This is a genomic window from Marinobacterium marisflavi (genome assembly GCF_982447095.1).
This window is the reverse complement of the sequence record NZ_OZ457898.1, coordinates 1,313,332-1,338,847: the sequence shown is the minus strand read 5'-3', so window position 1 is coordinate 1,338,847 and position 25,516 is coordinate 1,313,332. Positions and strand designations below refer to the sequence as shown.

At 53.2% G+C, this 25,516-nt stretch carries 33 protein-coding genes; 11 read left to right on the top strand and 22 right to left on the bottom strand.

Going from position 1 to position 25,516, the window contains the following annotated elements; translation table 11 throughout:
- Positions 1-54: 54 nt before the first annotated feature.
- The 3 genes from AC1WNR_RS06675 to msrA are packed head-to-tail and all read left to right on the top strand — an operon-like array spanning position 55 to position 1,710.
- Complete coding sequence (locus tag AC1WNR_RS06675; RefSeq protein WP_481643737.1) at positions 55-255, top strand: hypothetical protein; 201 nt, start codon at positions 55-57, stop codon at positions 253-255.
- A 37-nt stretch (positions 256-292) separates the two neighbouring features.
- Complete coding sequence (locus tag AC1WNR_RS06670) at positions 293-1,192, top strand: AEC family transporter (RefSeq protein WP_481643736.1); 900 nt, start codon at positions 293-295, stop codon at positions 1,190-1,192.
- A gap of 23 nt (positions 1,193-1,215) precedes the next feature.
- Positions 1,216-1,710: a peptide-methionine (S)-S-oxide reductase MsrA gene (gene msrA, locus AC1WNR_RS06665; RefSeq protein ID WP_481643735.1), complete on the top strand. Its 495-nt coding sequence runs from the start codon at positions 1,216-1,218 to the stop codon at positions 1,708-1,710.
- A 113-nt stretch (positions 1,711-1,823) separates the two neighbouring features.
- Here the strand turns inward: msrA and ureG are convergent, their stop codons facing one another.
- From ureG to AC1WNR_RS06590, 15 genes are all read right to left on the bottom strand, one after another.
- On the bottom strand, positions 1,824-2,447 hold the full coding sequence (gene ureG / locus AC1WNR_RS06660) for an urease accessory protein UreG (protein ID WP_481643734.1): 624 nt from the start codon (positions 2,445-2,447) through the stop codon (positions 1,824-1,826).
- Between the two features lie 35 nt (positions 2,448-2,482).
- Entirely contained in the window at positions 2,483-3,142 is a 660-nt protein-coding gene (locus AC1WNR_RS06655) for an urease accessory protein UreF (protein ID WP_481643733.1), read from the bottom strand.
- On the bottom strand, positions 3,132-3,344 hold the full coding sequence (locus tag AC1WNR_RS06650) for a hypothetical protein (RefSeq protein WP_481643732.1): 213 nt from the start codon (positions 3,342-3,344) through the stop codon (positions 3,132-3,134). The genes AC1WNR_RS06655 and AC1WNR_RS06650 overlap by 11 nt, the downstream gene beginning before the upstream one ends.
- Positions 3,345-3,386: 42 nt before the next feature.
- Positions 3,387-3,725: an urease accessory protein UreE gene (locus tag AC1WNR_RS06645; protein ID WP_481645370.1), complete on the bottom strand. Its 339-nt coding sequence runs from the start codon at positions 3,723-3,725 to the stop codon at positions 3,387-3,389.
- 3 nt (positions 3,726-3,728) lie between these two features.
- On the bottom strand, positions 3,729-3,875 hold the full coding sequence (locus AC1WNR_RS06640) for an urease accessory protein UreE N-terminal domain-containing protein (protein WP_481643731.1): 147 nt from the start codon (positions 3,873-3,875) through the stop codon (positions 3,729-3,731).
- A gap of 82 nt (positions 3,876-3,957) precedes the next feature.
- Positions 3,958-5,661: an urease subunit alpha gene (ureC, locus tag AC1WNR_RS06635; RefSeq protein ID WP_481643730.1), complete on the bottom strand. Its 1,704-nt coding sequence runs from the start codon at positions 5,659-5,661 to the stop codon at positions 3,958-3,960.
- 10 nt (positions 5,662-5,671) lie between these two features.
- Complete coding sequence (locus tag AC1WNR_RS06630) at positions 5,672-5,980, bottom strand: urease subunit beta (RefSeq protein ID WP_481643729.1); 309 nt, start codon at positions 5,978-5,980, stop codon at positions 5,672-5,674.
- 95 nt (positions 5,981-6,075) lie between these two features.
- Entirely contained in the window at positions 6,076-6,378 is a 303-nt protein-coding gene (ureA, locus tag AC1WNR_RS06625; RefSeq protein WP_481643728.1) for an urease subunit gamma, read from the bottom strand.
- 236 nt (positions 6,379-6,614) lie between these two features.
- Positions 6,615-7,439, bottom strand: a complete 825-nt coding sequence (locus AC1WNR_RS06620; RefSeq protein WP_481643727.1) for an urease accessory protein UreD — start codon at positions 7,437-7,439, stop codon at positions 6,615-6,617.
- An 8-nt stretch (positions 7,440-7,447) separates the two neighbouring features.
- On the bottom strand, positions 7,448-8,143 hold the full coding sequence (gene urtE, locus AC1WNR_RS06615) for an urea ABC transporter ATP-binding subunit UrtE (RefSeq protein WP_481643726.1): 696 nt from the start codon (positions 8,141-8,143) through the stop codon (positions 7,448-7,450).
- A 22-nt stretch (positions 8,144-8,165) separates the two neighbouring features.
- The gene (gene urtD / locus AC1WNR_RS06610; protein WP_481643725.1) at positions 8,166-9,005 is read right to left on the bottom strand and encodes an urea ABC transporter ATP-binding protein UrtD; all 840 of its coding nucleotides are present in this window, start codon (positions 9,003-9,005) and stop codon (positions 8,166-8,168) included.
- Positions 9,002-10,087 carry an urea ABC transporter permease subunit UrtC gene (gene urtC, locus AC1WNR_RS06605; protein ID WP_481643724.1) on the bottom strand — a complete coding sequence of 362 codons (1,086 nt, stop codon included), beginning with the start codon at positions 10,085-10,087 and terminating at the stop codon, positions 9,002-9,004. Before urtC ends, urtD begins: the two co-directional genes overlap by 4 nt.
- 3 nt (positions 10,088-10,090) lie before the next feature.
- Positions 10,091-11,716 carry an urea ABC transporter permease subunit UrtB gene (urtB, locus tag AC1WNR_RS06600; protein WP_481643723.1) on the bottom strand — a complete coding sequence of 542 codons (1,626 nt, stop codon included), beginning with the start codon at positions 11,714-11,716 and terminating at the stop codon, positions 10,091-10,093.
- Between the two features lie 85 nt (positions 11,717-11,801).
- Entirely contained in the window at positions 11,802-13,082 is a 1,281-nt protein-coding gene (urtA, locus tag AC1WNR_RS06595; RefSeq protein ID WP_481643722.1) for an urea ABC transporter substrate-binding protein, read from the bottom strand.
- Between the two features lie 474 nt (positions 13,083-13,556).
- A complete protein-coding gene (locus tag AC1WNR_RS06590; RefSeq protein ID WP_481643721.1) occupies positions 13,557-13,691 on the bottom strand; it encodes a hypothetical protein in 135 nt (44 codons plus the stop codon).
- A gap of 50 nt (positions 13,692-13,741) precedes the next feature.
- Here AC1WNR_RS06590 and AC1WNR_RS06585 point away from each other — a divergent pair, with 50 nt between their 5' ends.
- A complete protein-coding gene (locus AC1WNR_RS06585) occupies positions 13,742-14,065 on the top strand; it encodes a hypothetical protein (protein WP_481643720.1) in 324 nt (107 codons plus the stop codon).
- Between the two features lie 225 nt (positions 14,066-14,290).
- On the opposite strand, the gene AC1WNR_RS06580 is transcribed toward AC1WNR_RS06585, so the two are convergent.
- The 3 genes from AC1WNR_RS06580 to AC1WNR_RS06570 are packed head-to-tail and all read right to left on the bottom strand — an operon-like array spanning position 14,291 to position 15,831.
- Positions 14,291-14,584 carry a HigA family addiction module antitoxin gene (locus AC1WNR_RS06580; RefSeq protein WP_481643719.1) on the bottom strand — a complete coding sequence of 98 codons (294 nt, stop codon included), beginning with the start codon at positions 14,582-14,584 and terminating at the stop codon, positions 14,291-14,293.
- Positions 14,584-14,862 carry a type II toxin-antitoxin system RelE/ParE family toxin gene (locus tag AC1WNR_RS06575; RefSeq protein ID WP_481643718.1) on the bottom strand — a complete coding sequence of 93 codons (279 nt, stop codon included), beginning with the start codon at positions 14,860-14,862 and terminating at the stop codon, positions 14,584-14,586. Before AC1WNR_RS06575 ends, AC1WNR_RS06580 begins: the two co-directional genes overlap by 1 nt.
- A gap of 36 nt (positions 14,863-14,898) precedes the next feature.
- A complete protein-coding gene (locus AC1WNR_RS06570; RefSeq protein WP_481643717.1) occupies positions 14,899-15,831 on the bottom strand; it encodes a PfkB family carbohydrate kinase in 933 nt (310 codons plus the stop codon).
- A 178-nt stretch (positions 15,832-16,009) separates the two neighbouring features.
- On the opposite strand from AC1WNR_RS06570, the gene AC1WNR_RS06565 reads away from it, so the two are divergent.
- Together AC1WNR_RS06565 and AC1WNR_RS06560 are read left to right on the top strand one after the other, a co-directional pair.
- On the top strand, positions 16,010-16,828 hold the full coding sequence (locus AC1WNR_RS06565) for an amidohydrolase family protein (protein WP_481643716.1): 819 nt from the start codon (positions 16,010-16,012) through the stop codon (positions 16,826-16,828).
- Between the two features lie 16 nt (positions 16,829-16,844).
- Positions 16,845-17,807, top strand: a complete 963-nt coding sequence (locus tag AC1WNR_RS06560) for an aldo/keto reductase (RefSeq protein ID WP_481643715.1) — start codon at positions 16,845-16,847, stop codon at positions 17,805-17,807.
- Positions 17,808-17,902: 95 nt separating this feature from the next.
- Here the strand turns inward: AC1WNR_RS06560 and AC1WNR_RS06555 are convergent, their stop codons facing one another.
- The 3 genes from AC1WNR_RS06555 to uraH form a co-directional block, all read right to left on the bottom strand.
- Positions 17,903-19,246 carry a uracil-xanthine permease family protein gene (locus AC1WNR_RS06555; RefSeq protein WP_481643714.1) on the bottom strand — a complete coding sequence of 448 codons (1,344 nt, stop codon included), beginning with the start codon at positions 19,244-19,246 and terminating at the stop codon, positions 17,903-17,905.
- A 201-nt stretch (positions 19,247-19,447) separates the two neighbouring features.
- Complete coding sequence (locus tag AC1WNR_RS06550; protein ID WP_481643713.1) at positions 19,448-20,152, bottom strand: GntR family transcriptional regulator; 705 nt, start codon at positions 20,150-20,152, stop codon at positions 19,448-19,450.
- Between the two features lie 12 nt (positions 20,153-20,164).
- The gene (uraH, locus tag AC1WNR_RS06545; protein ID WP_481643712.1) at positions 20,165-20,521 is read right to left on the bottom strand and encodes a hydroxyisourate hydrolase; all 357 of its coding nucleotides are present in this window, start codon (positions 20,519-20,521) and stop codon (positions 20,165-20,167) included.
- Between the two features lie 243 nt (positions 20,522-20,764).
- On the opposite strand from uraH, the gene puuE reads away from it, so the two are divergent.
- The 5 genes from puuE to AC1WNR_RS06520 are packed head-to-tail and all read left to right on the top strand — an operon-like array spanning position 20,765 to position 24,967.
- Positions 20,765-21,673, top strand: a complete 909-nt coding sequence (gene puuE / locus AC1WNR_RS06540; protein WP_481643711.1) for an allantoinase PuuE — start codon at positions 20,765-20,767, stop codon at positions 21,671-21,673.
- 1 nt (position 21,674) lies between these two features.
- A complete protein-coding gene (uraD, locus tag AC1WNR_RS06535) occupies positions 21,675-22,190 on the top strand; it encodes a 2-oxo-4-hydroxy-4-carboxy-5-ureidoimidazoline decarboxylase (RefSeq protein WP_481643710.1) in 516 nt (171 codons plus the stop codon).
- 15 nt (positions 22,191-22,205) lie between these two features.
- Positions 22,206-23,192 (top strand): allantoicase, encoded by a 987-nt coding sequence (gene alc / locus AC1WNR_RS06530; protein ID WP_481643709.1) that lies wholly within the window; start codon positions 22,206-22,208, stop codon positions 23,190-23,192.
- A gap of 36 nt (positions 23,193-23,228) precedes the next feature.
- On the top strand, positions 23,229-23,744 hold the full coding sequence (locus tag AC1WNR_RS06525; RefSeq protein ID WP_481643708.1) for an ureidoglycolate lyase: 516 nt from the start codon (positions 23,229-23,231) through the stop codon (positions 23,742-23,744).
- A gap of 32 nt (positions 23,745-23,776) precedes the next feature.
- Positions 23,777-24,967 (top strand): urate hydroxylase PuuD, encoded by a 1,191-nt coding sequence (locus AC1WNR_RS06520; protein ID WP_481643707.1) that lies wholly within the window; start codon positions 23,777-23,779, stop codon positions 24,965-24,967.
- A gap of 192 nt (positions 24,968-25,159) precedes the next feature.
- On the opposite strand, the gene AC1WNR_RS06515 is transcribed toward AC1WNR_RS06520, so the two are convergent.
- The gene (locus AC1WNR_RS06515; RefSeq protein WP_481643706.1) at positions 25,160-25,513 is read right to left on the bottom strand and encodes a hypothetical protein; all 354 of its coding nucleotides are present in this window, start codon (positions 25,511-25,513) and stop codon (positions 25,160-25,162) included.
- Positions 25,514-25,516: the final 3 nt, after the last annotated feature.

Genomic DNA, 25,516 nt, shown 5'->3' with positions numbered 1-25,516 from the left:
CGAACTCAGGATCTTTTGCTATTCTGAAACATAGTAGCGGGGAGGAGTTAGATAGTGAGTCACTGTCTTAAACAAAATAAACAAGGTCGTTGGGTTATCTACGCGGTGGTGGACCCCATGCACCCCGTCTTCACGTTCGAGAAAGATATGGTGGTCGCTGCGGTCGCTGTAACTAACTTTTTGAATGGTGGGACAAATATTACTCAGGAAAAACTAACTAATCTGCTGCGTATGGCGGTATGGTATCAAGAGTAGCTGACAAGACCCCCGGATTAGGAGCCCTCCTCCAACCATGCTCCAGGTACTCACGCACAACATACTCCCCGTCTTTGCGATTCTAGCGATCGGCTTTTTGATGGGTCGGCGCAAAACCTTCAGCGCTGATGAAGCACGCACCGTCAACCGAGTTGCCTTCCTGACCCTCCAGCCACCCCTGATCTTTGCCCTGTTGAGCAGCCTCGACTTCGGCACAATTCGCTTCGGTGCCCTGGCAATCTATCTTCTGTGCGAGGTGATCGGTTTTCTGCTGGGCTACGCCGTCGCGCGCTATCTATTTAAGCGTGACCATCTGGAGTCCTGGTTGCTCGGCATGGCAGTGGTTTTCGTGAACTCGCTGCTCTACATCTGGCCCATATCGGTGCTGATCTACGGCGAGACGGGTGCGCTACCGATCACCGCAATTGTCGCACTCGACTCCTCCATCGTTTTTGGCTTCTTTATCATCACCACAGAGATGATGGCGGGCAAAGAGTCACCTCTAACGTCGCTCAAGAAGTTGACCTCCAACCCTATTCTGATCGGGATTTTTTTGGCCGTGCTGTTAAATTTGGTAGGTATCTCGGTGCCCGAACCGATCATGACGGCTGCGCGCTTTGCGGGTGCCGCTGCAGCACCGCTCACGCTCTTTGCTTTAGGCGTCATTCTATCTGGACAAGCCGCAAAACCGAGCGTACCTGTGGTTGGCATTACCGCGATGAAACTCTTTCTGTTTCCGGCGTTGGTGTTTGTCGCACTAAGCGCTCTTGCGCCCGGCAACAACTGGGCTGACCGGTTTGTACTGAATGCAGCAGGCCCATCAGGCGCAATGGCCTTCTCGTTGGCACTGCTCCATGGCGTGCGCACCGACGTAATTGCTCCAGTGGTTATCTGGACCAGCGCACTGTCGCTGATCTCCCTAGCCTGGTTAGCCTAGGAATATAAAAGGACAAGTGAACTATGAGCACAGCAAATGAAACAGCAATCCTCGCTGGAGGTTGCTTCTGGGGAATGCAAGATCTGATACGCAAGCTGCCTGGGGTTATCGACACTCGCGTAGGATACACCGGGGGTGAGAATGATCATCCCACCTACCGCAATCATCCCGGCCACGCTGAGGCGATAGAGATAGTTTTTGACCCAGCCACTATCTCCTACCGCCAGATGCTCGAATTCTTCTTTAAGATTCACGACCCAACGACTGTGGATCGTCAGGGCAACGACATTGGTTCGTCCTACCGCTCTCACATCTTCACGCTTAGCGATGAACAACGCCAAACAGCACTGCAGACTATCGCAGACATTGATGCATCAGGCAAATGGCCCGGTAAGGTGGTGACTAAAGTGAGCACAGCCGCTCCTTTCTGGGATGCTGAGCCCGAACACCAGGACTACCTAGAGCGCTACCCGATGGGCTACACCTGTCACTTCCCAAGACCCGACTGGACTCTCTAAAAACCACGTAGGAGAGATGTAGCGCGAAGTGCTATTTCCCGACCTTACCCGTTAGATATCGCAAAACGGTCGCGCAATACGGCAACGACGTACATCGCTCCTACGGCGGCGGTTCAAGACGCCTTTTCAAGCATCCCGTGGTGGACGATGAAATCGATGATTTCGTTGAGGCCCTGACGCTCTTTGAGGTTGGTGAACACCCAAGGCTTCTCCGGGCGCATTCGGTTGGTGTCTGACTCCATCACAGAGAGATCCGCTCCAACATACGGCGCCAAATCGATCTTGTTGATCACCAATAGATCTGACTTAGTGATACCCGGGCCACCCTTACGCGGAATCTTCTCACCCTCTGCTACATCGATCACATAGATCGTCAGATCAGCCAGCTCTGGGCTAAAGGTGGCACTGAGGTTATCACCGCCCGACTCAACAAACACAAGGTCCAGCGTTTTGTGGCGCTGTGCCAGCTCTTCGACTGCAGCCAGGTTCATTGAAGCATCTTCACGAATGGCGGTGTGAGGACAGCCGCCAGTCTCCACACCAATAATGCGATCAGGCGCTAGCGCCTCGGCGCGCGTAAGGATTTTGGCATCCTCCTGGGTGTAGATATCGTTGGTTACGACTGCCAGGTTGTAGTCATCACGCATGGTCTTACACAGCGCTTCAAGCAGTGCGGTTTTACCTGAACCTACGGGGCCACCGACACCAATGCGCAGTGGGGATTTGTATTCGCTCATCTGTTATCTCCTTAACAGAACAATCAGACCCGCCGTTATGAACGGAAGAGTCGTGTGTATTGGGTTTCGTGGCGACTGCTAGCAATTGCCAATGCCGGAGTGACGCTGCCCGGCTCAGTTACCTGTTTTGCGCTAGCCACCGCCTCTTCAACTCGCAGCGCCATCGCTTTGAGAGTCTGCTGCCCCTGGGTCTGCCCTAGGGGGATCAGTTTCACGCCGGCCATCACGGCATTCTCGAGCCAGCTCCACAGGTAGCCGGCAAACAGCTTGTCGCGCTCGATCTGCCATTGGTGAGCAGCGATAGCGATGCCCGCAAGCTGAGTAAGCTTGCACGCCTGAAGCTGCTCAGCATCCAACTCAATCTCGAGTTGTGGTAGCAGCCGCGCGAGTGCAGCTCCCCGTTGAGACTCCTCGAGTCTAAGCTCTTTGGTTTCGCGCCAAGCCAAGAGATGCTGTGCCAGAGTAAGCAACTCGGCCGAGTTCTCAGCTTCGATAGCATCCAGCATACGATCTAGCAGCGGCAGCTCCAGTGTCGCCAGAGACTGCATCAGTTGTCCATCTAGCCAACCTTGAAATGCAGCTTGGGAGTCTACCCAACCCTGCTCAACCGCTAGCTCGAGCCCCTGCGAATAGGTGAAGGCACCAACCGGCAGTGATGGGCTGATTAGCTGAAAGAGGCGCAGATCACTTAGCACGGTGCAGCGCGCGCTTCGTTTTAACCTTGCTAGCTACAGCGATGACCGCTGCAACACTAGCCATCACAGCAAGCGCTGCAGCCAGGTGGTCTACTGAACCAAAAGCGTGAGCCAAAGCCAAAACCGTAGCCGAATGATCACCTGTATGGGCCAGTACAGCCGGTGATAAAGCGAGTAGAGATAGTGTAGTAATTGTTTTCATATCTAATCCTAAGTGTATGAAATTAATATTTTATAAATTCAGTTAGTGATCGTGCGAATGGCCGTGTGAATGACCATGTGAGTGGCCATGTGAATGCCCATGCGAGCTGCCACCATAAGCGCCCGCCTCCGGCTCAAACGCGAGGGATTCAAAACTCACTTCAGCACCCAGCCCTTTAACCATATCGTCGAGCACATGGTCATGCTGGTAGCTGACGTAGTCGTCATTGATCTCCAGCGGCACATGGCGATTACCCAGGTGGTAGCAGACACGTGACTTGAGCAGTGCATCAGCAGTGCGCACAACCGACAGCGGCTCCGCTGCAGCAACAACCTCAACCAACACGCCCTCCTCATTTGAGAGAATCTGCCAGCCACGCAGAATCTAACCGCGAGCAAGATCCAGTCCAGCGTCCTGACCATCGGACAGCGTCACGCGCAGTCGCGAGCGAATCCGCTGATCGATACTGAGCTCAAGCTTCAGCTCAGTCTGCGCAGAACCCGCCGGTAGTTTCTTATTCAATTTGATCATCAAAATTTCCCTTCAGACCGCCCCTAAACTCATCGCGGGCCGCCTAGACCGATGCAGGGGAATCCAATACCCTGCGCTGCTTCTAAAATAAGAAGTACCGCTGTGCCATCGGCAGTACTTCAGCCGGCTCACAGGTCAACGCCATGCCATCCGCGGTAACCTCATAGGTCTGTGGATCCACCTCGATATCGGGCTGCCAATCGTTATGCACCATCTTATCTTTGGTTGCTGTGCGGCAACCCTTCACCACGCCAATCAGCGACTGCAAACCGAGCTGTTCCGCCACGCCCGCCTTCTCGGCGGCTTGCGAGAGGAAGATCATACTGGTGCTGTGCACCGCTTTGCCGAAGCTGCCAAACATAGGACGGTAGTGCACCGGCTGCGGCGTTGGGATAGAGGCATTAGGGTCACCCATGGGTGCTGTGGCAATCATGCCGCCCTTGAGCACCAGGCTAGGCTTGGTGCCGAAGAAGGCCGGCTTCCACAGCACTAGATCAGCCAGCTTACCTACCTCAATGGAACCTACCTCGTGCGAGATGCCATGAGCGATAGCAGGGTTGATAGTGTATTTGGCGATATAGCGTTTGATACGACCGTTGTCGTTACGCTCGTTATCACCCTCAAGCGCACCGCGCTGAACCTTCATTTTATGCGCGGTCTGCCAGGTACGCGTTACGACCTCACCCACACGCCCCATCGCCTGAGAGTCTGACGAGATCATTGAGAAGGCGCCCAGATCATGCAGGATATCCTCGGCCGCAATCGTCTCGCGACGGATACGCGACTCCGCAAAAGCGACATCTTCAGCAATGCTCGGATCCAGATGGTGACAGACCATCAGCATATCTAGATGCTCATCCACGGTGTTGATGGTGTATGGGCGTGTTGGGTTGGTTGAGGATGGCAGCACGTTGTTAAGGCCCGCAGCCTTAATGATGTCTGGCGCATGACCACCACCGGCACCCTCGGTGTGGTAGGTGTGAATCACCCGGCCACCAATCGCATCGATGGTCGCCTCAACAAAGCCCGACTCGTTCAGCGTATCCGTGTGGATAGCCACCTGAATATCGTGCTCTTCGGCAACCGAGAGACAGTTATCGATCGCAGCAGGCGTGGTACCCCAGTCCTCATGCAGTTTCAAACCTATGGCGCCCGCCTCAACCTGCTCGCGCAGTGGATCTGGCAAGCTCGCGTTACCCTTTCCAAGGAAGCCAAGATTCATCGGCAACGAGTCGGCCGCCGCTAACATGCGTGCAATATTCCAGGCGCCCGGGGTACAGGTTGTAGCGTTTGTACCTGTAGCGGGGCCAGTACCGCCGCCAATCATGGTGGTTACTCCGGAGCAGAGCGCTTCATCGACCTGCTGCGGACAGATAAAGTGGATATGAGCATCAATACCACCGGCCGTGAGGATACTCCCCTCGCCCGCGATCACCTCAGTGCTTGGGCCTACAATGATATCGACACCGGGCTGAATATCAGGGTTTCCAGCTTTGCCGATAGCAAAAATTCGACCATCGCGGACCGCTACATCGGCCTTAATAATGCCCCAGTGGTCAATGATCAGCGCATTGGTTATCACCAAATCAGGTGTTTCTGCACGCATCGCCTGCGACTGCCCCATACCGTCGCGGATAACCTTACCGCCACCAAACTTCACCTCTTCGCCGTAGGTGGTCAGGTCCTTCTCAACCTCCAGCCAGAGCTCGGTATCAGCCAGGCGCATGCGGTCGCCCGTTGTCGGGCCAAACATCTCGGCATAGGCCGTGCGTTGAATTCGTGACATCCCTGCTCTCCTAGTCGAGTTTGCCGCTTACGCGACCTTGAAAACCATAAACCTCGCGCTTGCCAGCCAGCTTAACCAGCTCAACCTCACGCGTCTGACCCGGCTCGAAACGCACCGCCGTGCCTGCAGCGATATTGAGGCGATAACCCCGAGCTGCGGCTCTGTCGAATATCAGCGAGTCATTCACTTCATAAAAGTGGTAGTGCGAGCCGATCTGGACCGGACGGTCACCCACATTAGAGACGGAGATCAGTTCAGTCTCGCGCCCCTCGTTTAGGTGAATCTCACCCGGTTCGGTAACAATTTCGCCAGGAATCATTTAGATCTCCTTGTTGGTGCGCAGCTACGGTGCGCGATCACCCTATTTCTGCAGATTGAAAATCGCGCAGCAGAGCTGCGCTCCTACAAAATTTTTTAAACTATAGGTTCGTGAACAGTGACCAGCTTGGTGCCGTCTGGGAAGGTCGCCTCAACCTGTACGTCATGGATCATCTCGGGCACGCCTTCCATCACATCTTCACGCTTCAATAGCGTACGACCGTAATCCATTAGATCAGCTACGGTGCGGCCATCACGGGCGCCCTCCAGTATGGCGGCGCTGATAAACGCAACCGCTTCCGGGTAGTTGAGCTTCAAACCGCGCTCTCTACGACGCTCAGCCAACAGGCCCGCAGTAAAGATCAGCAGCTTATCCTTCTCTCTGGGAGTGAGTTCCATTAGTGGCTCCTTCTAATGTCCAGCTTCAACGAACTGGCACAATGGGATCTCGGTAATTTCAGTTTGTAGAGCAAGCAGAGTACCAACTTGCTCTACTGCAGTTAACTTTCACGATCTTCGTTTATTTAGCGGACTATTTGGCAAAAATATCGAAAATCGCAGCACCCACTCTGTCACAACAGTCGCAAAAGCAATAAAAAACGCACCAACAAGGTGCGTTTAAGTGTAGTAACAAATCAGGTTGCCCAAATTCGGGGCATACAGGCGTCACGCCCGTTGATATGGGGTCGAATCAGCTTCCAAACCTCTGCAAACAGCCCAACAACCTGATGACTCTGCTCCGAAATAGTGCGCACCACCAGCAAACCATCCACCAAGGTGGCACCAGCGAGCTTGTTACCGTCCAGCACCCGCTGAACCTGCTCAACCACTTCGGCATCATCGAGGGTAGCGATCAGCGTTGAGTTTCCACTCACGCCACGCAAACCCACAGGTGAGTTGATGATCGATTCACCATCAGTTGCGAAGCGATCAAAAAGCACAGGGGCACCGTCACGGAAAATGCGCATCTCGGAGTGAATCTGACCGCGCTCAAACCGCTCCACATTGCTGGGGCGACCCAAACAGTTGATCTCCCAACCGATAAACTGAGCGCCCGGCTGCAGATGCACTTCGGTCAGAATGCGGCTCTTGGTCTCTGGAAAGAAGATATTCTCCAGCGGCATCCACTCAAGTGAGGCGCCATCAGCTACATAGAGCTGCTGGGTCAGATCAGCCTGTGCGCCGGTAGAGCGGTAGAACTTAGTGGCGCCCGGAGTTGTTAGCAGGACCTTGGCGTCAGCTTCTACCCGCAAATCAATGTGCAGCTGATCACCTGCAACAACACCACCGGGCGGATGCAACAGGTAGGTGTGGCACACACCCCCTTCAGGATAAAAGGCGCGCTGCACCGCTAGAGGCCCCTCGCGTTTGGAGTGCACCAGACGGGTTTTCTCACCGCGCAGTTGGTAGCCAAGTTCCAGCTGAGCCAGCCAGCCCTGACGTTGAGTTAGAGCGTTCAATTTTTCTCCTACACCGTCAAATATTTCGATACCAGCGCATCATCCAGCGAGGTCATCGCACCGCTCGCCACATTGCGACCGCGGTCAAGCAGCGTAAAGCTATCACCCACTTTGCGCGCAAAGGGTAGCTTCTGCTCCACTAACAGCACCGTTAGCCCCAACTCTTCGTTGAGCTTGCGGATGATGTCACCGATCTGCTGCACAATATTGGGCTGGATGCCCTCAGTTGGTTCGTCAAGGATAAGCATCTTCGGATCGACTACCAGCGCTCGCGCAATCGCCAACTGTTGCTGCTGACCACCACTGAGGTCGCCACCGCGACGGTTAAGCATCTCTTTTAACACAGGAAAGAGATCAAAAATATAGTCTGGAATTTTACGCTTAGCGCGCGGTAGCACCGGCAGACCAATCTGCAGGTTCTCCTCCACCGTCATCAGCGGGAAGATCTGCCGTCCCTGTGGTACGTAGCCAATTCCGACATAGGGTCGCTTCTCCACTGAGAGCTTAGAGATATCCTCACCCTGAAACAGAATTTGCCCTTCTTTGATGGGGTTGTGGCCCATCACGCAATCGAGCAGCGTGGTTTTACCCACACCGTTGCGCCCCATCAGCACCGAGCACTCGCCCTCGGCCACATGGAAATCGAGATCCCAGAGTGTGTGAGACTCGCCGTAAAACTGGTTAACTGACTTAAGTTCTAACATCTATTCTCTACCTCAATCACCGCTATTCGCCCAAGTAGACCTGTTTAACGCGCTCATCCGACTGAACCTGGTCCATGGTCCCCTCAGCTAACACACTTCCCTGATGCAGCACGGTTACCGTACGCCCGCCCTCAGCGAGATTGCGAACGAACTCCATATCGTGCTCCACCACCACCACCGAGTGTTTACCCGCCAGCGATATCAGCAGCTCGGCGGTTTTATCCATCTCTTGGTGCGTCATACCCGCCACAGGTTCGTCGACCAGCAACAGACGCGGCTGCTGCATCAGCAACATACCGATCTCCAACCACTGCTTCTGACCATGAGAAAGGGAACCGGCTTGCTTGGCGTAGTGTTCAGCAAGACCAATCAGTTTCATCACATCATCGATGCGATCCTCCTGCTCGGAACTCAGCTTCGCTCTGAACAGGGAGATAAAATCACGCGACTGCGCCATCGCAAGTTCGAGGTTGGCAAATACCGAGAGCTGCTCAAAGACGGTCGGCTTCTGGAATTTGCGCCCAATCCCCGCCTCAGCGATCGCCGGCTCATCCAGGCTCAGCAGATCAATTGTCTGACCAAAGTAAGCACGGCCTGTGTCGGGTTTAGTTTTACCGGTGATGATATCCATCATCGTGGTTTTTCCAGCGCCGTTAGGGCCGATGATGCAGCGTAGCTCACCATCGCGTATGTAGAGATCTAAATCATTGATCGCCTTGAAGCCATCGAAGCTGACCGATAGCCCCTCAAGGTAGAGCAGAATCTCTTTATCGACATTGAGTTTGTCGCTGAACTTCGGCTGCATAAAGCTGAACACCTGGTCACGCTGCGCGAACTCGTTGATATTGAATCCCATTGTCATGCTGCAGCTCCTCGCTTGGCCATCAAACCGGTCACGCCTTTAGGCAAGAACAGAGTTACCAGAACAAACAGACCACCGAGAGCAAAGAGCCAGACATCCGGCAGCTCCACAGTGAAGTAGGATTTGGCGTAGTTGATCAGTAGTGCGCCAATCACCGCGCCATAGAGTGATGCGCGACCACCCACAGCCACCCACACCACGACCTCAATAGAGTTCAATGGTGAGAACTCGTTGGGATTAATGATGCCCACCTGCGGTACGTAGAGTGCGCCCGCAACACCGGCAATCATTGCCGACAACGTAAAGATCCATAGTTTGATGTTCTCCACGCGGTAGCCCATAAAGCGTGCGCGTGATTCAGCATCACGCACCGCAACACAGGCGCGCCCTGCCCGGCTCTCAGTGACTGCGCGGCTAATCAGGTAACCCACAATCAGCGCTATCGCCGATGCGATAAACAGCCCCACCTTGGTGGCATCCTCTGAGAGGCTAAAGCCGAGGATATCTTTAAAGTCCGTCAGACCGTTGTTACCGCCAAAGCCCATCTCGTTGCGGTAGAAGGCGAGCATCAATGCAAAGGTGAGCGCCTGCGTAATGATTGAGAGGTAGACGCCCGATACGCGTGAGCGGAATGCTAGTGCGCCAAAGACAAAGGCGAGGATACCAGGAACCAACACCACCATTAGCATGGCGAAACCGAAGTTATCGAATCCACTCCAGAACCAAGGCAGCTCCTGCCAGTTGAGAAACACCATAAAGTCAGGCAGTTCGGGATTACCGTAGACACCACGATCACCGATCTGACGCATCAGGTACATCCCCATGGCGTAACCGCCCAGCGCAAAGAAGGCCGCATGACCTAGGGTGAGGATACCGAGGTAACCCCACACCAGATCTACCGCGACAGCCAGCAGCGCCAGCGTTAAATACTTACCCAGAATCGCGATTGAGTAAGTTGGCAGGTGGAGAGCCGAGTCTGACGGCAGTGAATTAAGCAGCGGTACTGCAATGATCAGCGCTACCAAGGCTGAAATCAGCCAGCGGCCTCCGCGATCGTTCTTAAGAATATTCAGCAGAAACATCTATTAACCCTCCGCTGCACGGCCACGCTGCGGGAAGAGACCGCGCGGACGTTTCTGAATAAAGAGAATGATGAACACCAGCACCAGGATCTTCGCCAGAACAGCGCCAGCCCAGGGCTCCATCACCTTGTTTGCAAGGCCAAGACTCAGACCCGCTACCAGCGTGCCCCAGAGGTTACCGACACCGCCGAACACCACGACCATAAAGGAGTCGATGATGTAGGCCTGGCCGAGGTTAGGACCCACGTTGGTCAGCTGTGACAGTGCAACACCGGCCACACCCGCCACACCTGACCCTAGACCGAAGGTCATGGCATCCACCCACTCGGAGCGCACACCCATGGCACGCGCCATTGCACGGTTCTGCGATACAGCACGAACCTGCAGGCCAAGACGCGTGCGTTTCATGATCATCGACAGCGCGAAGAAGACGAAGAGGCAGAAGAAGATGATGTAGAGGCGGCTCTCGGTGAGTGCCAGCACGGGATTGATCTCAATCGACCCAGACATCCAGCTTGGCGTCTCTACGCTACGATTGAGTGGCGAAAAGATTGAGCGCACCGCCTGCTGTAGCACCAGAGAGATACCAAAGGTGGCCAGCAGCGTCTCCAACGGACGACCGTAGAGGAAACGAATCACGCCACGTTCTATGGCGATACCAACCAGACCAGAGACTACGAAGGCCGCTGGGATAGCGACAAACAGCGAGTACTCAATATGGTTAGGCATTAACAGCTGTACCACATAGGTGGTGTAGGCGCCGATCATAATCAGCTCACCGTGCGCCATATTGATAACGCCCATTACACCGAAGGTGATCGCCAGGCCAATACCAGCCAGCACCAGGACTGAGCCAAGACTCAGGCCGAAGTAGACCGTCTCAACACCGGCGTAAAACGAAACTTCATCATTGATCTTATCAATCGCTTTGTTGACCTGCGCCAACAGCGCTTTATCAGTTGCGCTGGCAGTGAACTGAGTCAGTGCAGCGAGGGCAGCCGGCTCAAGTGTTCCAGATAGAGTCGCAATAGCGGCAGCAGGCTTACCCTGCTCTTCGCTATAGAGATCCGCAACGGCCAGTACTATGTCGAATGCCGCTAGCACCGAGCTGTCGGTTTCGGTTAGCGACAACTCGCGAACCTGAGAGACAACCGCTTCGCTAGGCGCATCAATCAACTCAAGCGCTGCCTCTCGGCGCGCTTCAGGGTGAGGGTCGGTTAACGCTGCGGTGGCTAACCAGCCACCAAAGGTACCGCGCAGGTTGTTATTGATGCTCACGCGCTTGAAATCGCGCTTCGATTCTATCTGCACCTCCGCGCCGTCGCTTAAACGTACTGCAGTGGCACCTTTCGAGGCATCTTCAACACGGTAGAGTTGCAGCTCTTTTTTCTGGTAGTAGAGCTGGGAGTCAAGCATAAGCTGCATCAGCGATAGCGCCTCGGCGCGATCTTCGCTCATCCAACTCTGGATAATCTGGGCTTTCTCATCAAATTTCGCCTTGGAAAGGCGCGCCTGATAGGCATCAAACTGTGCTTGGCCCGCCATCGCGGTTAGCGAAGCCGACATTGTTGACAGTAGAAGCAGTGTAAGGCTGAGGAGTTTTACGATAGAGGTCGTGATTCCGCGCATGGGAAACATCCTTATTCGGTATTCCTGGAAAGGAAGATGAGCGCCCGGTGGTCCGGGCGCTCGGTTGGAGCCTTTAACGCGCTGATTACATGTTCTGACCTGAACACTTCGCTGTAACTACGTTGTAGTTACCGCAGGCCAGCGGCTTACGCCAGTCAGCGATCAGATCCTTAGAGCCTGGCAGGAAGTCAGACCAAGCATCACCGACTACCAAACCTTTGGTTTCAGAGACCACCTCGAACTGGCCGTCATCCTGAATCTCACCGATCAGCACGGGCTTAGAGATGTGGTGGTTAGGCATCATGGTAGAGAGACCGCCCGTTAGGTTAGGTACAGAGACACCGATGATCGCGTCCTGCACAGCTTCTGGGTCAGTTGTGCCAGCCTTCTCAACCGCTTCGATCCACATGTTGAAACCAATGTAGTGTGCTTCCATTGGGTCGTTGGTCACGCGGTCTTCGTTGCCGATGTAGTCGTGCCACTTCTGGATGAACGCTTCGTTCTCTTCGCTGTCCACGCTCATGAAGTAGTTCCATGCAGCCAAGTGGCCTACCAGTGGAGCTGTATCCATACCCGAGAGCTCTTCTTCACCTACGGAGAAAGCAACCACCGGGATATCCTCAGCGCTTACGCCCTGAGAGCCGAGCTCTTTGTAGAACGGTACGTTGGCATCACCGTTGATAGTCGAAACAACCGCTGTCTTCTTACCCGCGGCGCCAAACTTTTTAATATCAGCAACGATTGACTGCCAATCAGAGTGACCGAATGGCGTGTAGTTGATCATGATATCTTCTTCGGCAACGCCTGCGTCTTTCAGGTAGGCCTCAAGGATTTTGTTGGTAGTACGTGGGTAAACGTAGTCAGTACCCGCCAGAACCCAACGTTCAACACCCTGATCCATCAGATATTCTACAGCTGGAATAGCCTGCTGGTTTGGCGCAGCACCGGTGTAGAAAACGTTTTTAGATGACTCCTCACCCTCGTATTGCACTGGGTAGAACATCAGCGAGTTGAGCTCTTCGATTACAGGCAAAACAGACTTACGCGACACTGAGGTCCAAGCACCGAAGATGGCATCCACCTTCTCTTTTTCGATCAATTCACGCGCCTTTTCGGCGAACAGTGGCCAGTTTGATGCAGGGTCCACAACAACCGCTTCCAACTGTTTGCCCAGCAGACCACCTTTTTTGTTCTGATCCTCAATCAGCATCAGCATGGTGTCTTTCAGAGTGGTCTCAGAGATCGCCATAGTGCCAGACAGAGAGTGCAGAACGCCGACTTTAATTGTGTCAGCAGCGATTGCCATATTAGTTGCAGATACAGCCAGAGCCAGTGCAGCAGCTTTCATCATAGTAGGTTTGATCATCGGTAAGTTACTCCTGTTATGTGAATTTATCCGATGACTCACCTATTGCATCCGGTGTGCCAGAAATTGAAAAATCTGAAAAATTAATTTTTTATTGTTTAAAATCAGTATTTTATAAAGTTTATTTTTTATTACCTTACGAAATAAGACATTTGTGACACCAATTAAGTCCAATTATTTGCGCACCAAAGAAGTGCGCTAACCGAATGACTTGCTTCAATTTCGCACATGAAAAAGTGCCGTAGTCGACATTTGTGCACCCTTTTGGGTGATCGGTATATGGATTAACGGATCGGTAATTGCTGCAACGCAACAATATTCGAACGAAAACAGCGAAAACCTGGTTAACCTTTAATCAATTCCGAGAGATGCGAGCGCCCGCGCACTGTTTTGGACAGGCCTGTCTGCGGAGGCTGCTCTTGTAGCAGGGATGTGCGGCAAAGCCGCATTTCCCGACCCGCTCCTACAGAGGTTCTATAGGGAATCGATGAGGGCTTTAGTACGCTCTAGAGCCTGTTCAGCTCGCACCTTAGCGCTTAGCTTCTGCTCCCACTCACCGCGTAGGATCGCGATGGAGATCACTTTATAGCCCGGCAGTGAGCGCAGCATAGACGCTATATCTATATCACCATCACCGGGTAGGAGGTAGGATTCTCGATATGCGGGCCGTCACAGATCTGAATGTAGACGGCCTTGTAAACTGTACACCTATTGGCCATAAGGACTCCCCGGGAAACCCACTGCCCGCACATTGTTTTGGGGGCCAGAACTGGGCCTTTGATGCGGTCTATGTGCCGATCGACACCCAGTTTTTAACCTGTGCGAAACAGGCCGGCCTGGATATTATCTCGGGGTTTGATCTGTTTCTGTATCAGGCAGTAGACTCCTTCATCTACTTCACCGACCAATCGGTTGATTTCGACGAAGTTACCGCCGGTTTTGTCGAGCACGAAAAAATCCACAGCAATCTGGTCAGTTTCTAGCAGGACCAATAGCGCTGAGAGCCGTTAAAGCGGCTCGTTAGATCTCATCCTATGAAGTAGTGCTGCATCGACGAATCCAGTATCCAGCTAAGTGACCCTTGCGTCGGAAGCGCTTCTTGGGCTGCCATATTGATGAGTAGGAGTAATCCCCTCAGAGATAGACTGGAATCAGTGAAGGGAAGCGACATGGCTTCCCTTCTTTTTGAAAACACAATTAATGGCTAATTAAGCAGCACTCAGATCTAACTTCTGCAACTTACTCATTTTAAGTGTTTTCTTGACCTGCCACAGGTCGTAGTTATCTTGCATTAACAGCCAACTTTCCGGTGTCCGTCCAAGCACTCTAGAAAGGCGAACTGCCATTTCTGGACTGATGCCGCTCTGCATTTTGAGAATTCGGTTTAGCGTGGACGCGGCGACATCTAAATGCTTAGCCAAATTGCGACAACTGATATCAAATGGCTCCATGTAAGTAGCGTAAATGAACTCACCAGGATGGGGGGGATTGTGCATTCTCATCAGTGATAATCCTCATAATCGACTATGTAAGCATGACCATTCTCAAACTCAAAGGTTATGCGCCAATTTCCATTGACCGTAATCGACCAGGTGTCCTTCCGCAGCCCTTTGAGTTGATGAAGCCGATAGCCAGGGATATCCATGTCTTCAATGACTTGAGCAGTATCAAGAGCCGCTAGTTGGAGACGCAACTTGATTGCGTGTTTGGCCTGTATGCCCTTTTTACTGCCAGTCTCGAAGAAAACCCTAAGGCCTTTATGCTTAAAAGACTTTATCATGCCGCTAAGTGTAGCATGTTGCGCAACACTATCAACTTATAACGCACCGAGCACCCGGGCGCGGGCACGGAGTGTCTTCATATCCGGTGTCCCACTCCACCCACCAAAACTCTCGCATTTTATGGCTGCTGCAAGATTTGCGGTCCTGACGCGTGTAACCAAATCCCAACCGCTGACAACACCCAAGGTATAGGTTCCATGCCAAACATCACCAGCGTTGAGGGTATCCACAGCATCGATTTCAAAGCCTGGGTAATGCTCAATCTCGTCAGTCTCGCACTGCCAAATGAGTGCACCCTCTGAGCCGAGTGTGACGCCTACAACCTCTGCCTCAGTTCGTTTCGCTAAGGCGCGTAGGTTATCCCTCAGCGAACCGATCGGTTCTAGCAATTCAAAGGCGGGTTGCGAAAACAGCAGGTGATCGGCCAGAGGAATTAGCTCGCGCAGATCCTCTAGCGGGGCGACGTCTGCATCTAAGATTGATGGCACCCCAGCTCGTCTAGCCGCCTTAAGTAATGCCTTGCTCCCCTGCGGCCAGCGCATGTCGCAATGCACAGCACTAGCTTCGTTTAGCTGATGGAGCGGCAACCAATCGACGGAGGCGTCGAGTTGTGGGTCATAATAGGGCAAGACCAATCGCTCGCCTTGCTCGTCAACAACAATGGTTGAAAATGCCGTCTGACCACCTTGAACTAGCCTGACAAAGTCGGTTGAAACGCCCTGCAGGTTTAGGCCGTGCAAATAGCTTTGACCATTAACATCGTCGCCGACACGCCCCCACAAAGAGACACTAATACCCTGCTCTTTGCCCAAGCGCGCGATAGCGATAGCTGCAGCTGTCGCCATACCTGAAGGAAGCTGAACGGCTCGACTCGGTAGAATCTTTCCTCCACCCGAAGGAAGTTCTGAAACCTGCAGGATAGTGTCCCACACTGCAGCGCCTAGACAGATTACGGACTTAGTCGGCATCGATATCCTAAAACGAGAAAATATCAGTCAACCCAATAGTGCATCTTTTTGCGCTATTTCCCAACAGGTGATTGTCAGTCAATAGCAAGCTAGTTATGTTTGTTCGACCATTGTGCCGCGCGCCGTACGTAGCCGTCACGTAGCAATGCATCTAACCAAAGCAGGAGCCTCCGTCCCTATGAAAATCGATGCCCACCAACACTTCTGGCAGGTCGAGCGCGGCGATTACGGTTGGTTAACACCGGAACTAGGCGTCCTCTATCGGGACTACGGGCCAGCGGATCTTACCCCGCTGCTTGAGCGCTGTGCTATTGATGGAACAGTGCTGGTACAGGCCGCGCCAACCCCTGCTGAAACCGAATTTCTAATAGGCCTCGCCGAGCAGAACAGCTTTATCAAGGGCGTGGTTGGCTGGGTCGATTTTGAGAGTCCGAATGTCGTTGAAGATATTGAGCGACTTGCCAAATCACCGCATCTAGTTGGATTAAGGCCCATGATCCAGGATATCGAAGATATCGACTGGATGCTCAAACCCCAGCTTGACCCAGCCTTCAGAGCCCTCATCGGCGCTGATCTCACTTTTGATGCACTGGTATTTCCCAAGCATCTAGGCAACCTACAGACGCTCTTAGCACGCTACCCAAGCATGCGCGTGGTGATTGATCACGGCGCAAAACCACGGATCGCTGATAAAGAATTCGACGCCTGGGCAGAGGATATGAGCGCTCTGGCCAAGAACACCGAGGCCTATTGCAAACTATCGGGGCTGATTACTGAGGCGGCGAGTAATTGGCAACCTGAAGACCTGGCGCCCTATATAGATCATCTGATCTCAAGCTTCGGAACAGATCGTTTAATCTGGGGCAGTGATTGGCCGGTCCTAAATCTGGCCAGCAACTACATCGATTGGTACGACCTAGCACAGCGGTACTTCGATGATTCAAACTACAAAAGACAGGTCTTCGGTGGTAACGCCTGTCGTGCATACAAGCTTTAACTAAAAAGAGAAATCAATGCTGAAGAGAACACTCGCAACAACCGGTTTAGAAGTCACCCCGCTATGCTTCGGCGGCTCAGCACTTGGCGACATGCCCGCTACCTACGGCTACTCAGTCGACGACGAGCGCGCTTTTGCGACCATCAACGCCATCTTCGACAGTCCGGTAAACTTTCTGGATAGCTCACGTATCTATGGCTTTGGCCGCTCTGAGGAGCGGATCGGCGAGGTTATCAAAGCCCGCGGCGGTCTGCCCGAAGGTTTCGTACTGGCGACCAAACTAGACCGTGACCCAGAAACGAATCGCTTTGATGCTGACCAGGCGAAGCGCTCGCTGGAGCGGAGCCTCAAAGCACTGAATCTGAACTCTATCCCACTGCTGCATCTGCACGACCCGGAGCATGCCCGCAGTCTGGATGAGATTCGGGATACCGGCGGTGCAATCGAGGCCCTGATGCGCTTCAAAGAGGAGGGGCTCTGTCAGGCGACAGGTTTGGCGATGGGACGTCTGGATATGATGCTCCCGCTAACACAAGCGTTTCCCTTCGATGCGGTGCTGAATCATAACCGCTATACCCTGCTGAACCGCTCGGCGACTGAGCTGTTTGACTACGCTAAATCTGCCGGAATTGCGGTGCTAAATGCCGCGCCCTACGCTGGCGGTGTGCTAGCCAAAGGCGCTTCTGTGATGCCGCAGATTGCCTACTCGCCTGCTGATGATGAAGCGCTCGCGGGTGTGCGCAATATTGAGCGGATCTGTGCCAAGTACGGCATCGCTCCGGGAGCTGTGGCTTTGCAGTTCTCCATGCGTGATGAGCGGATAGATTCGACCATTATTGGTGTTTCTGCACCTAGTCGAGTTGCGCAGACAATCGAGTGGGCCAGCGTCGAGATCCCGGCTGAACTCTGGGCAGAGATTGAGGCGCTGGAGTATGACACTACCGATCCTGAAGCCAACCGGGATTACAATCCGGGCTAACCTCTTAGCGTCGCGACCTTGGCTGCGCCAAGATCCCTCCCACACGAAACAAAAAAGGGGCCCGCAGGCCCCTTTCGTTTTGTACTGTACCGACCTTAATCTTTCGACTCAGGCACAATCAGGTTGAGCACGATGGCACAGACAGCTGCTGGTAGCAGACCTGTACCCAACAGCGCTTTCATCGTACCGCTCATATGCTGCATCGCTTCTGGCACCTGCATCAGACCGAGGCCCAGTGACAGTGAGATCGCGAAGATCATCATGTTACGCGTATTCCAGTTCACTTCCGCCAGCATCTTCATACCGGAAGAGGCGATCATACCGAACATTACGATTACACCACCGCCAAGCACTTCGATAGGCACTGTAGAGATAACGGCACCCACTTTAGGGATCAGGCCACAGATGATCAGGAAGATTGCGCCGTAAGTGGCCACATGACGGCTCATTACGCGCGTCATCGCGATCAAACCCACGTTCTGCGAGAACGAGGTGTTCGGCAGTGCACCAGCCAGAGATGACAGCGCAGTACCCAGACCATCTGCGTAAGTTGCTCCCTGAATCTCTTTATCAGTCGCTTCGCGGTCCGCACCGCCTTTGGTGATACCGGATACGTCACCCACTGTTTCGATAGCCGAGATGAATGACATCAGCGCAATACCGATGATTGCGCCAGCACCAAACTCGATACCGAATGGAAAGAGTTTTGGCATTGCAAACGAGGCTGCACGCTCTACGCCGCCAAAGTTAACCATACCCATGGTGTAGGCAAGGATGTAACCGGCAATCAAACCAATCAACACTGCAGCAGAGCTAAGCATGCCGCGTGCGTAGAACTTCAGCGCCATGGTCACGACAACCACGGTACCCGCAACGCTCCAGTTAGCCAGTGAGCCGAACTCTGGTTTACCAATTGCTGGTACACCACCGGCAGCATACTGAATACCCACTTTGAGCAGTGACAGGCCAATCATAAGAATGATCAGACCGGTAACCAGTGGAGGCAATGCGAAACGCAGACGACCAATGAATGGAGCCAGCGCAGCCTGGAACAGGCCACCTACGAGGACACCACCGGTAACCATCGCCATCGCTTCAACGCCGCCACCGGCAACGATAGGCACCATGATGGGGATGAACGCGAAACTGGTACCCTGCACGATAGGCAGACGCGCACCGATAGGGCCAGCACCAATGGTCTGAAGCAGTGTTGTGACACCCGCGAGGAGCATACACATCTGCATCATGTAGATCATATTAGGGAAATCAGGTGAGTTGGATCCAAATCCGAATCCCGCAGCACCGGCGATAATGATTGCTGGCGTTACGTTTGCGATAAACATCGCCAGTACATGTTGAATCCCCAGAGGGATAGCGACATGCAAAGGCGGTGTATAGTTGGGATCCCGCATCTGTTCGGGAGTCATTTGATTGCTCATTGCTACCTCCAAATGGTCTCTCTGGACGGAGACCTTCTTATTGTTATTGGCAAAAAGGTTGCCAACGCTCTTAAGTTACTGATTTACATTAATTTAATGAAAACCAGTACATTAATTCGTTGTTTTCACGCACCTTCAGAGTGCATCAAACTGTCTCAAATGTCACTTGTTGGTGCTCAGCTACCACGGTAGCCAGAGCACTCAGCCTTTAACTTTCAAATGGCCAAAGACTTTCTCCAGATCGACCTCCTGCTCGTTCTGAACTAGGGCAAGGCGCGCCTCGATATGATCGAGGTGTTCAGCCATCAGATTGAGCGCGGTTAGTTTGTCGCCCTGCTCTATCGCATCCAACAGATTGCTGTGCTCATCTATCGCGCAGTTGCTCTGCTGGCTGGTTTGATACATGGCGATAATCAATGAGGTCTGCGAGACCAATGAGCGCAAAAAATTGGCAAGGGGCTCGTTATTTGCCAGCTGCGCTAGCTCAAGGTGGAACTCGCCCGAGAGCCGAATAGCTGTACCCGTATCGGCCCGGGCCGAACTGGCATGCTCTTCGTCAATAAGTAATCGCAACAACTTGAGTTCGCGCTTCACCTGCGGGCCACGCTCGGCAACCCGCTCAACCAGGGCCAGTTCGATTAATCGGCGGGCATCGAGAATCTGTCGCGCTGAGTCGATGTCTGGTTTGGCGACATAGGCGCCGCGGTTCGGGATCAGCTCCACTACCCCCTCATGGGTGAGGCGCGAGAGCGTGCGACGAATGATGGTGCGGGAGACGCCAAAGACCTCACCGAGCCCCTCTTCAGTAAGCTTCGTTCCCGGGGCGAGACGCTGCTCAAGAATGGCATCAAAGATGTGCTCGTAGATCTTTTGATCTTGAGTCGCACCCTTAGCTTTGGCGTTCACCGTTTTACGTCCTCAACTGCCGCGGTAGGTTGAGTAGCTATAAGGCGAGATCAGCAGAGGCACATGGTAGTGGGCCTGTGCATCAGCAATGCCGAAGCGGATAACAACTTCATCGAGAAAAGCCGGGTCAGCTAGCTGCGTACCGCTTCGACGGAAGTAATCACCGGCAAAGAAATGCAGTTCGTAGGTGCCTACGGCAAACTCCTGCGTTGAAAGTATCGGAGAATCGACGCGACCATCATCGTTGGTTGTTGCACGTTTGAGTTCGGTGAGTTGACCATCAACCACTTTGTAAAGAACCAGTTCGATTCCCTCTCCAGGGCAGCCAGCGGCGGTATCGAGTACGTGAGTTGTCAGATATCCAGACATTTTCTCTCTCTGTCATTAGTTTGACCAACAACATGTATACCAATTTGTATACAAAAACCCAAGACAAAATTTCGCATGTTCAATAAAACGGCACTAAAGTAGTGGTGACCTACTGATTAACCCCACATATATAGTGCTACGCAGTGCCCAATAATCGAGTTTGGTTAAAATTTAATCGCTTTACACCGCCGATAGATTGTATACAATTCAGTAAGTTTTACACCAATTCTCGGAGCTAACTGCATGAGCGACTACCCTCGCGACCTGATTGGATATGGAAAGAATCCGCCTCACCCTCGCTGGCCCAACAATGCTCGCATCGCACTTTCGTTTGTCCTCAACTACGAGGAGGGTGGCGAGCGTTGTATCCTGCATGGTGACAGCGAGTCAGAGGCTTTTCTCTCTGAGATGCCATCGGCAGTCGCCTTTCCGGGACAGCGTCATATGAGCATGGAGTCTATCTATGAGTACGGTAGCCGCGCCGGAGTCTGGCGTCTGCTAAAGCTGTTTCAGCAGAAAGATATTCCACTCACCATTTTTGCCGTAGCTACCGCGATGGAACGCCACCCCGATGTTGCCAAAGCTTTCGTTGCGGCTGGCCATGAGATCTGTTCTCACGCGCTCAAGTGGATCAGTTATCAAGAGGCAGATATCGAATCCGAGCGCAAAGATATGCACGAGGCGATCGAGATTCTCGAGCGTGTTACCGGTAACCGACCCCTAGGTTGGTACACAGGCCGCGACTCCCCTAACACCCGACAGCTGGTAATGGAGGAAGGTGGCTTTCTCTACGACTCAGACTCCTACGCCGACGACCTGCCCTACTGGGTTGATGGCCCAAATGGCCAGCACCTAGTAATCCCTTACACTTTGGATACCAACGATATGCGTTTCGCACAGGTACAGGGATTCAATAACGGTGAGCAGTTCTTCCAATACCTCAAAGACAGCTTTGATACCCTTTATGAGGAGGGTGCCGAAGCGCCGAAGATGCTCTCGATCGGTATGCATTGTCGCCTACTGGGTCGCCCGGGGCGCATTGCAGGCCTCAAACGCTTCCTCGAGTACGTGCAGCAGCACGATGATGTCTGGTTTGCGCGCCGCATTGATATTGCCAAACACTGGCACGCGCATCACAAAAGCGAGAATTAATATGAGTCAGTTCAAGTTTGGCGCGCCAGCGGCGCTTAGTCGAGACGCCTTTGTCGAGACCTTTGGTGCGATTTACGAGCACTCTCCATGGATCGCTGAGCGCACCTATGACAAAGGGTTAACCGAAGAACATAGCAGCATTGAGACCCTGCAAGCGGCTATGGCTACAGTGTTTCTGGCGGCAAGCAAAGATGAACAGCTGGGTGTCATCATCGCCCACCCTGACCTTGCGGGCCGTGCAGCGCGCGCCGGTAATCTGACGGCCGAGTCAACCAATGAGCAGGCCAGTGCCGGTATCGATACGCTAACTGACGAAGAGTACGCTGAATTCACCGAACTCAACGAAGCCTATAAGGCGCGCTTTAACTTCCCATTTATTATGGCGGTTAAAGGCAGCAACAAACACGCGATACTCGCCGGCTTTAAAGAGCGTATTCACAACAGCCCCGAGCAGGAGTTCACTCGCGCGCTGACAGAGATTAATAAGATCGCCGGCTTCCGCCTGGCAGATATGTGAGATAGGAGTTAGCCGATGGCTACGAAGCAATACAACCGCCTGGTCAACCTGGCTGATGCCCGCCTAGGTGCGCGCGCGATCTATGTAACCGATGATTGGTTTGCTGAAGTTAACCGCATGCTCAACCCCGAACCACCTGTCTGGAAAGAGGGTGTGTACGACGAGGCTGGCAAATGGATGGATGGCTGGGAATCCCGCCGCAAACGTTTTGAAGGTTACGACTACGCTGTGGTTAAACTGGGTGCTCCTGGCATGATTGAAGCGCTGGAGATCAATACCAACTTCTTCACTGGTAACTACCCACCGTCAGCGTCGGTCGATGTCTGCTACTCACTCGACAAAGAGCCAGACGAGAAAACCCAGTGGTATCCACTGCTGCCCTCGGTTGACCTCAAGGGTGACTCAGAGCACCTGTTCGAAGTTGATAACAACCAGCCCTGGAGCCACGTTCGCCTCAATATTTTCCCTGATGGGGGTATTGCGCGTTTTCGTGTTTACGGCCGTCCATTTATCGACTGGGAGAACCTCGATGAGAATGAAACCATCGACCTAGTTTCCGCACTTAATGGCGGTTGTGCGATCAGCTGTAGTGATGAGCACTTCGGCAAGATGGGGAATCTGATCAACCCGGGTCGTGGCGTGAATATGGGCGACGGTTGGGAGACAGCGCGCCGTCGTCGCCCCGGTTACGACTGGGTTATCCTGGCACTGGGCTGTCCAGGTGAGGTGGATGAGATCGAGATTGATACCGCTCACTTCAAAGGTAACTTCCCTGATAGCTGCGATATTCAGGCGGCCTATGTGCGCGGTGGTACAGCCGACCAAATTGCCACCCAGTCACTCTTCTGGCGCACGCTTCTGCCGAATCAGAAACTCAAGGCAGACAGCATCCAACGCTTTAAAGCTGAGGCAGAGTTTGGTGTGATTACCCACATCAAGCTGAACATCCACCCTGACGGTGGAGTTAGCCGTTTGCGCCTGTTCGGCAAACCTAAGTTTTAAGCTGGTTTATTATAAAGGTAACTTAAGGTACTGATAATGAAGCTATTAAAAGTCGAGCCTTTAACGAAAGAAGCCTTCGCGCCTTTTGGCCAAGTGATTGAAACCGAAGGTAGCAACCACTTTATGATCAACAACGGATCCACCGAGCGCTACCACCGTTTAGCGGATGTTGAATTGGGCCGCTCTGACGATAAGGCGATTATCAGCATCTTTCGCGCCAACCGCTTGGAGTACCCGCTGGCCATCAACATGCTGGAGCGGCACCCTCAGGGCAGCCAGGCGTTTATCCCGATGCAGCGCCAAAAGTTTCTGATCGTTGTTGCGCCTCCGGCTGGTACACCCAATGCTAACGAGATTCGTGCATTTATCTCCAATGGCAATCAGGGTGTGAATTACGGCATGGGCGTGTGGCATCACCCAATATTGGCACTCGAAGATGCTAGCGACTACCTCATTGTGGATCGCACCGGTGAAGGCCCGAACTGTGATGAGCACTTTTTTGCGGACGGCGAGACCTTCACGCTCGATGGCCGCGAGTATCTGAACAACTAAAAATATAACGAATAATAGAGGGACCAAGAGACATGGATCCGCACTACACCGAATGGCTTAACCTTCTTGTACGCTGGGTACATATGATTGTGGGTATCGCCTGGATCGGCGCCTCATTCTACTTTGTTTGGCTCGAAAACAACCTCAACCGCAAAGACCCCAAAGAGGGGCTGTCTGGTGACCTCTGGGCGATTCATGGCGGTGGTATCTACCACCTGCAGAAGTACAAACTGGCACCCGAAAAGATGCCGGATCACCTGCACTGGTTTAAGTGGGAGGCCTACACAACCTGGCTCACCGGTGTACTGCTACTGGGCGTCGTCTACTACCTTAACGCGCAGCTCTACCTGCTGGATCCTGGCTCAGAGCTAACACCACTTCAGGGTATCGGAATTAGTATCGCCTCGCTGGTAGCGGGATGGTTCATCTATGACTTTTTGTGTGACTCGGCGCTCGGTAAACGCCCCGCTCTGCTCGGCGTTGTATTGCTGGTTTTGCTGGTCGCAGCGGCTTGGGCCTTGTCACAAGTATTCAGCGGCCGCGCCGCATACATCCATATCGGTGCGATTACTGGCACGATGATGGTTGGTAACGTGTTCCGGGTAATCATGCCTGGTCAGCGTAAGTTGGTAGCCGCAATTACCGAGGGACGTGAGCCAGACCCAGAAGCCCCTGCTAAAGCCCTTCTGCGCTCGCGCCATAACAACTACCTCACTCTGCCCGTGCTCTTCATTATGATCAGCAACCACTTCCCTAGCACTTATGGCAGCGAGTGGAACTGGGCGATACTGTTTGCCATCGCAATGCTGAGCGTGCTGGTGCGTCACTACTTCAACACCCGCCACCAGAGCCAGAACTGGGCCTGGACCTTGCCTGCGGCGGCACTGGGTATGTTCGCTTTGGCCTATGTCACCAAGCCTGCTCCAATAGTTCCAGCCGCAAATAGCGCTGCGGTAGAGGAAGTAACCCTCGAACAGGTGACCTCGATTGTTGTTGAGCGTTGTGCAAGCTGCCATGCAGCCAACCCAACCTCAGACATGTTCAGTACGGCACCCGCCGGAGTGATCCTAGAGAGTAGTGAAGACGTAATACTTAATGCCGCTCAGATACATGCTCAGTCGGTAGCAACACAGGCGATGCCCTTGGGCAATATCACCGGAATGTTACCCGAAGAGCGTGCGAAGATCGGCACATGGTTTGATCTCTATGCAACCTCCAAGTAACGGTCGCAGCGGCTGTTACAGCGAGTAGCAGTGATTGAAACGGAGTTTTCATTCATCTTTTCGGGCGCCTTATGGCGCCCTTTTTTATACACGGATGTATTTATGCCGCGTAGCACATGGATGTGCGAGAGCGGCGTCATAGGTATCGAAAGGATTAAGAGAAGATTCTGGAGCACACTGGCGGCGTCATGCCTACAATCTTTCTGATACCTCCATCGGCCAGCACTCACCATCGGACCGGTGGACGCCGACATTGTGCTCTATTTCATGACTGAACTTAAGGCTCGCCCGCTCGATAGTAAAACGCCGCTTTAGATATTCCCCGATAAAGATATCGATCTGGTCAGGTGAAAAACTAACCTCATCAATAAAGTAGAAGAGCCCCCCCTCTTGTTGCAGATAGGCTTTCTCAGCCTCCTCATCGAGCGCAACTCGATAGACTGCGGTCACCTTGGACTCCACCTCTAAGAAGCAGTCTAAATAGACCGCTTCTTTTGCCACCGCAACCGACGGCAATAACAGCGAGGCGAACCACAGCCAACGCATTTT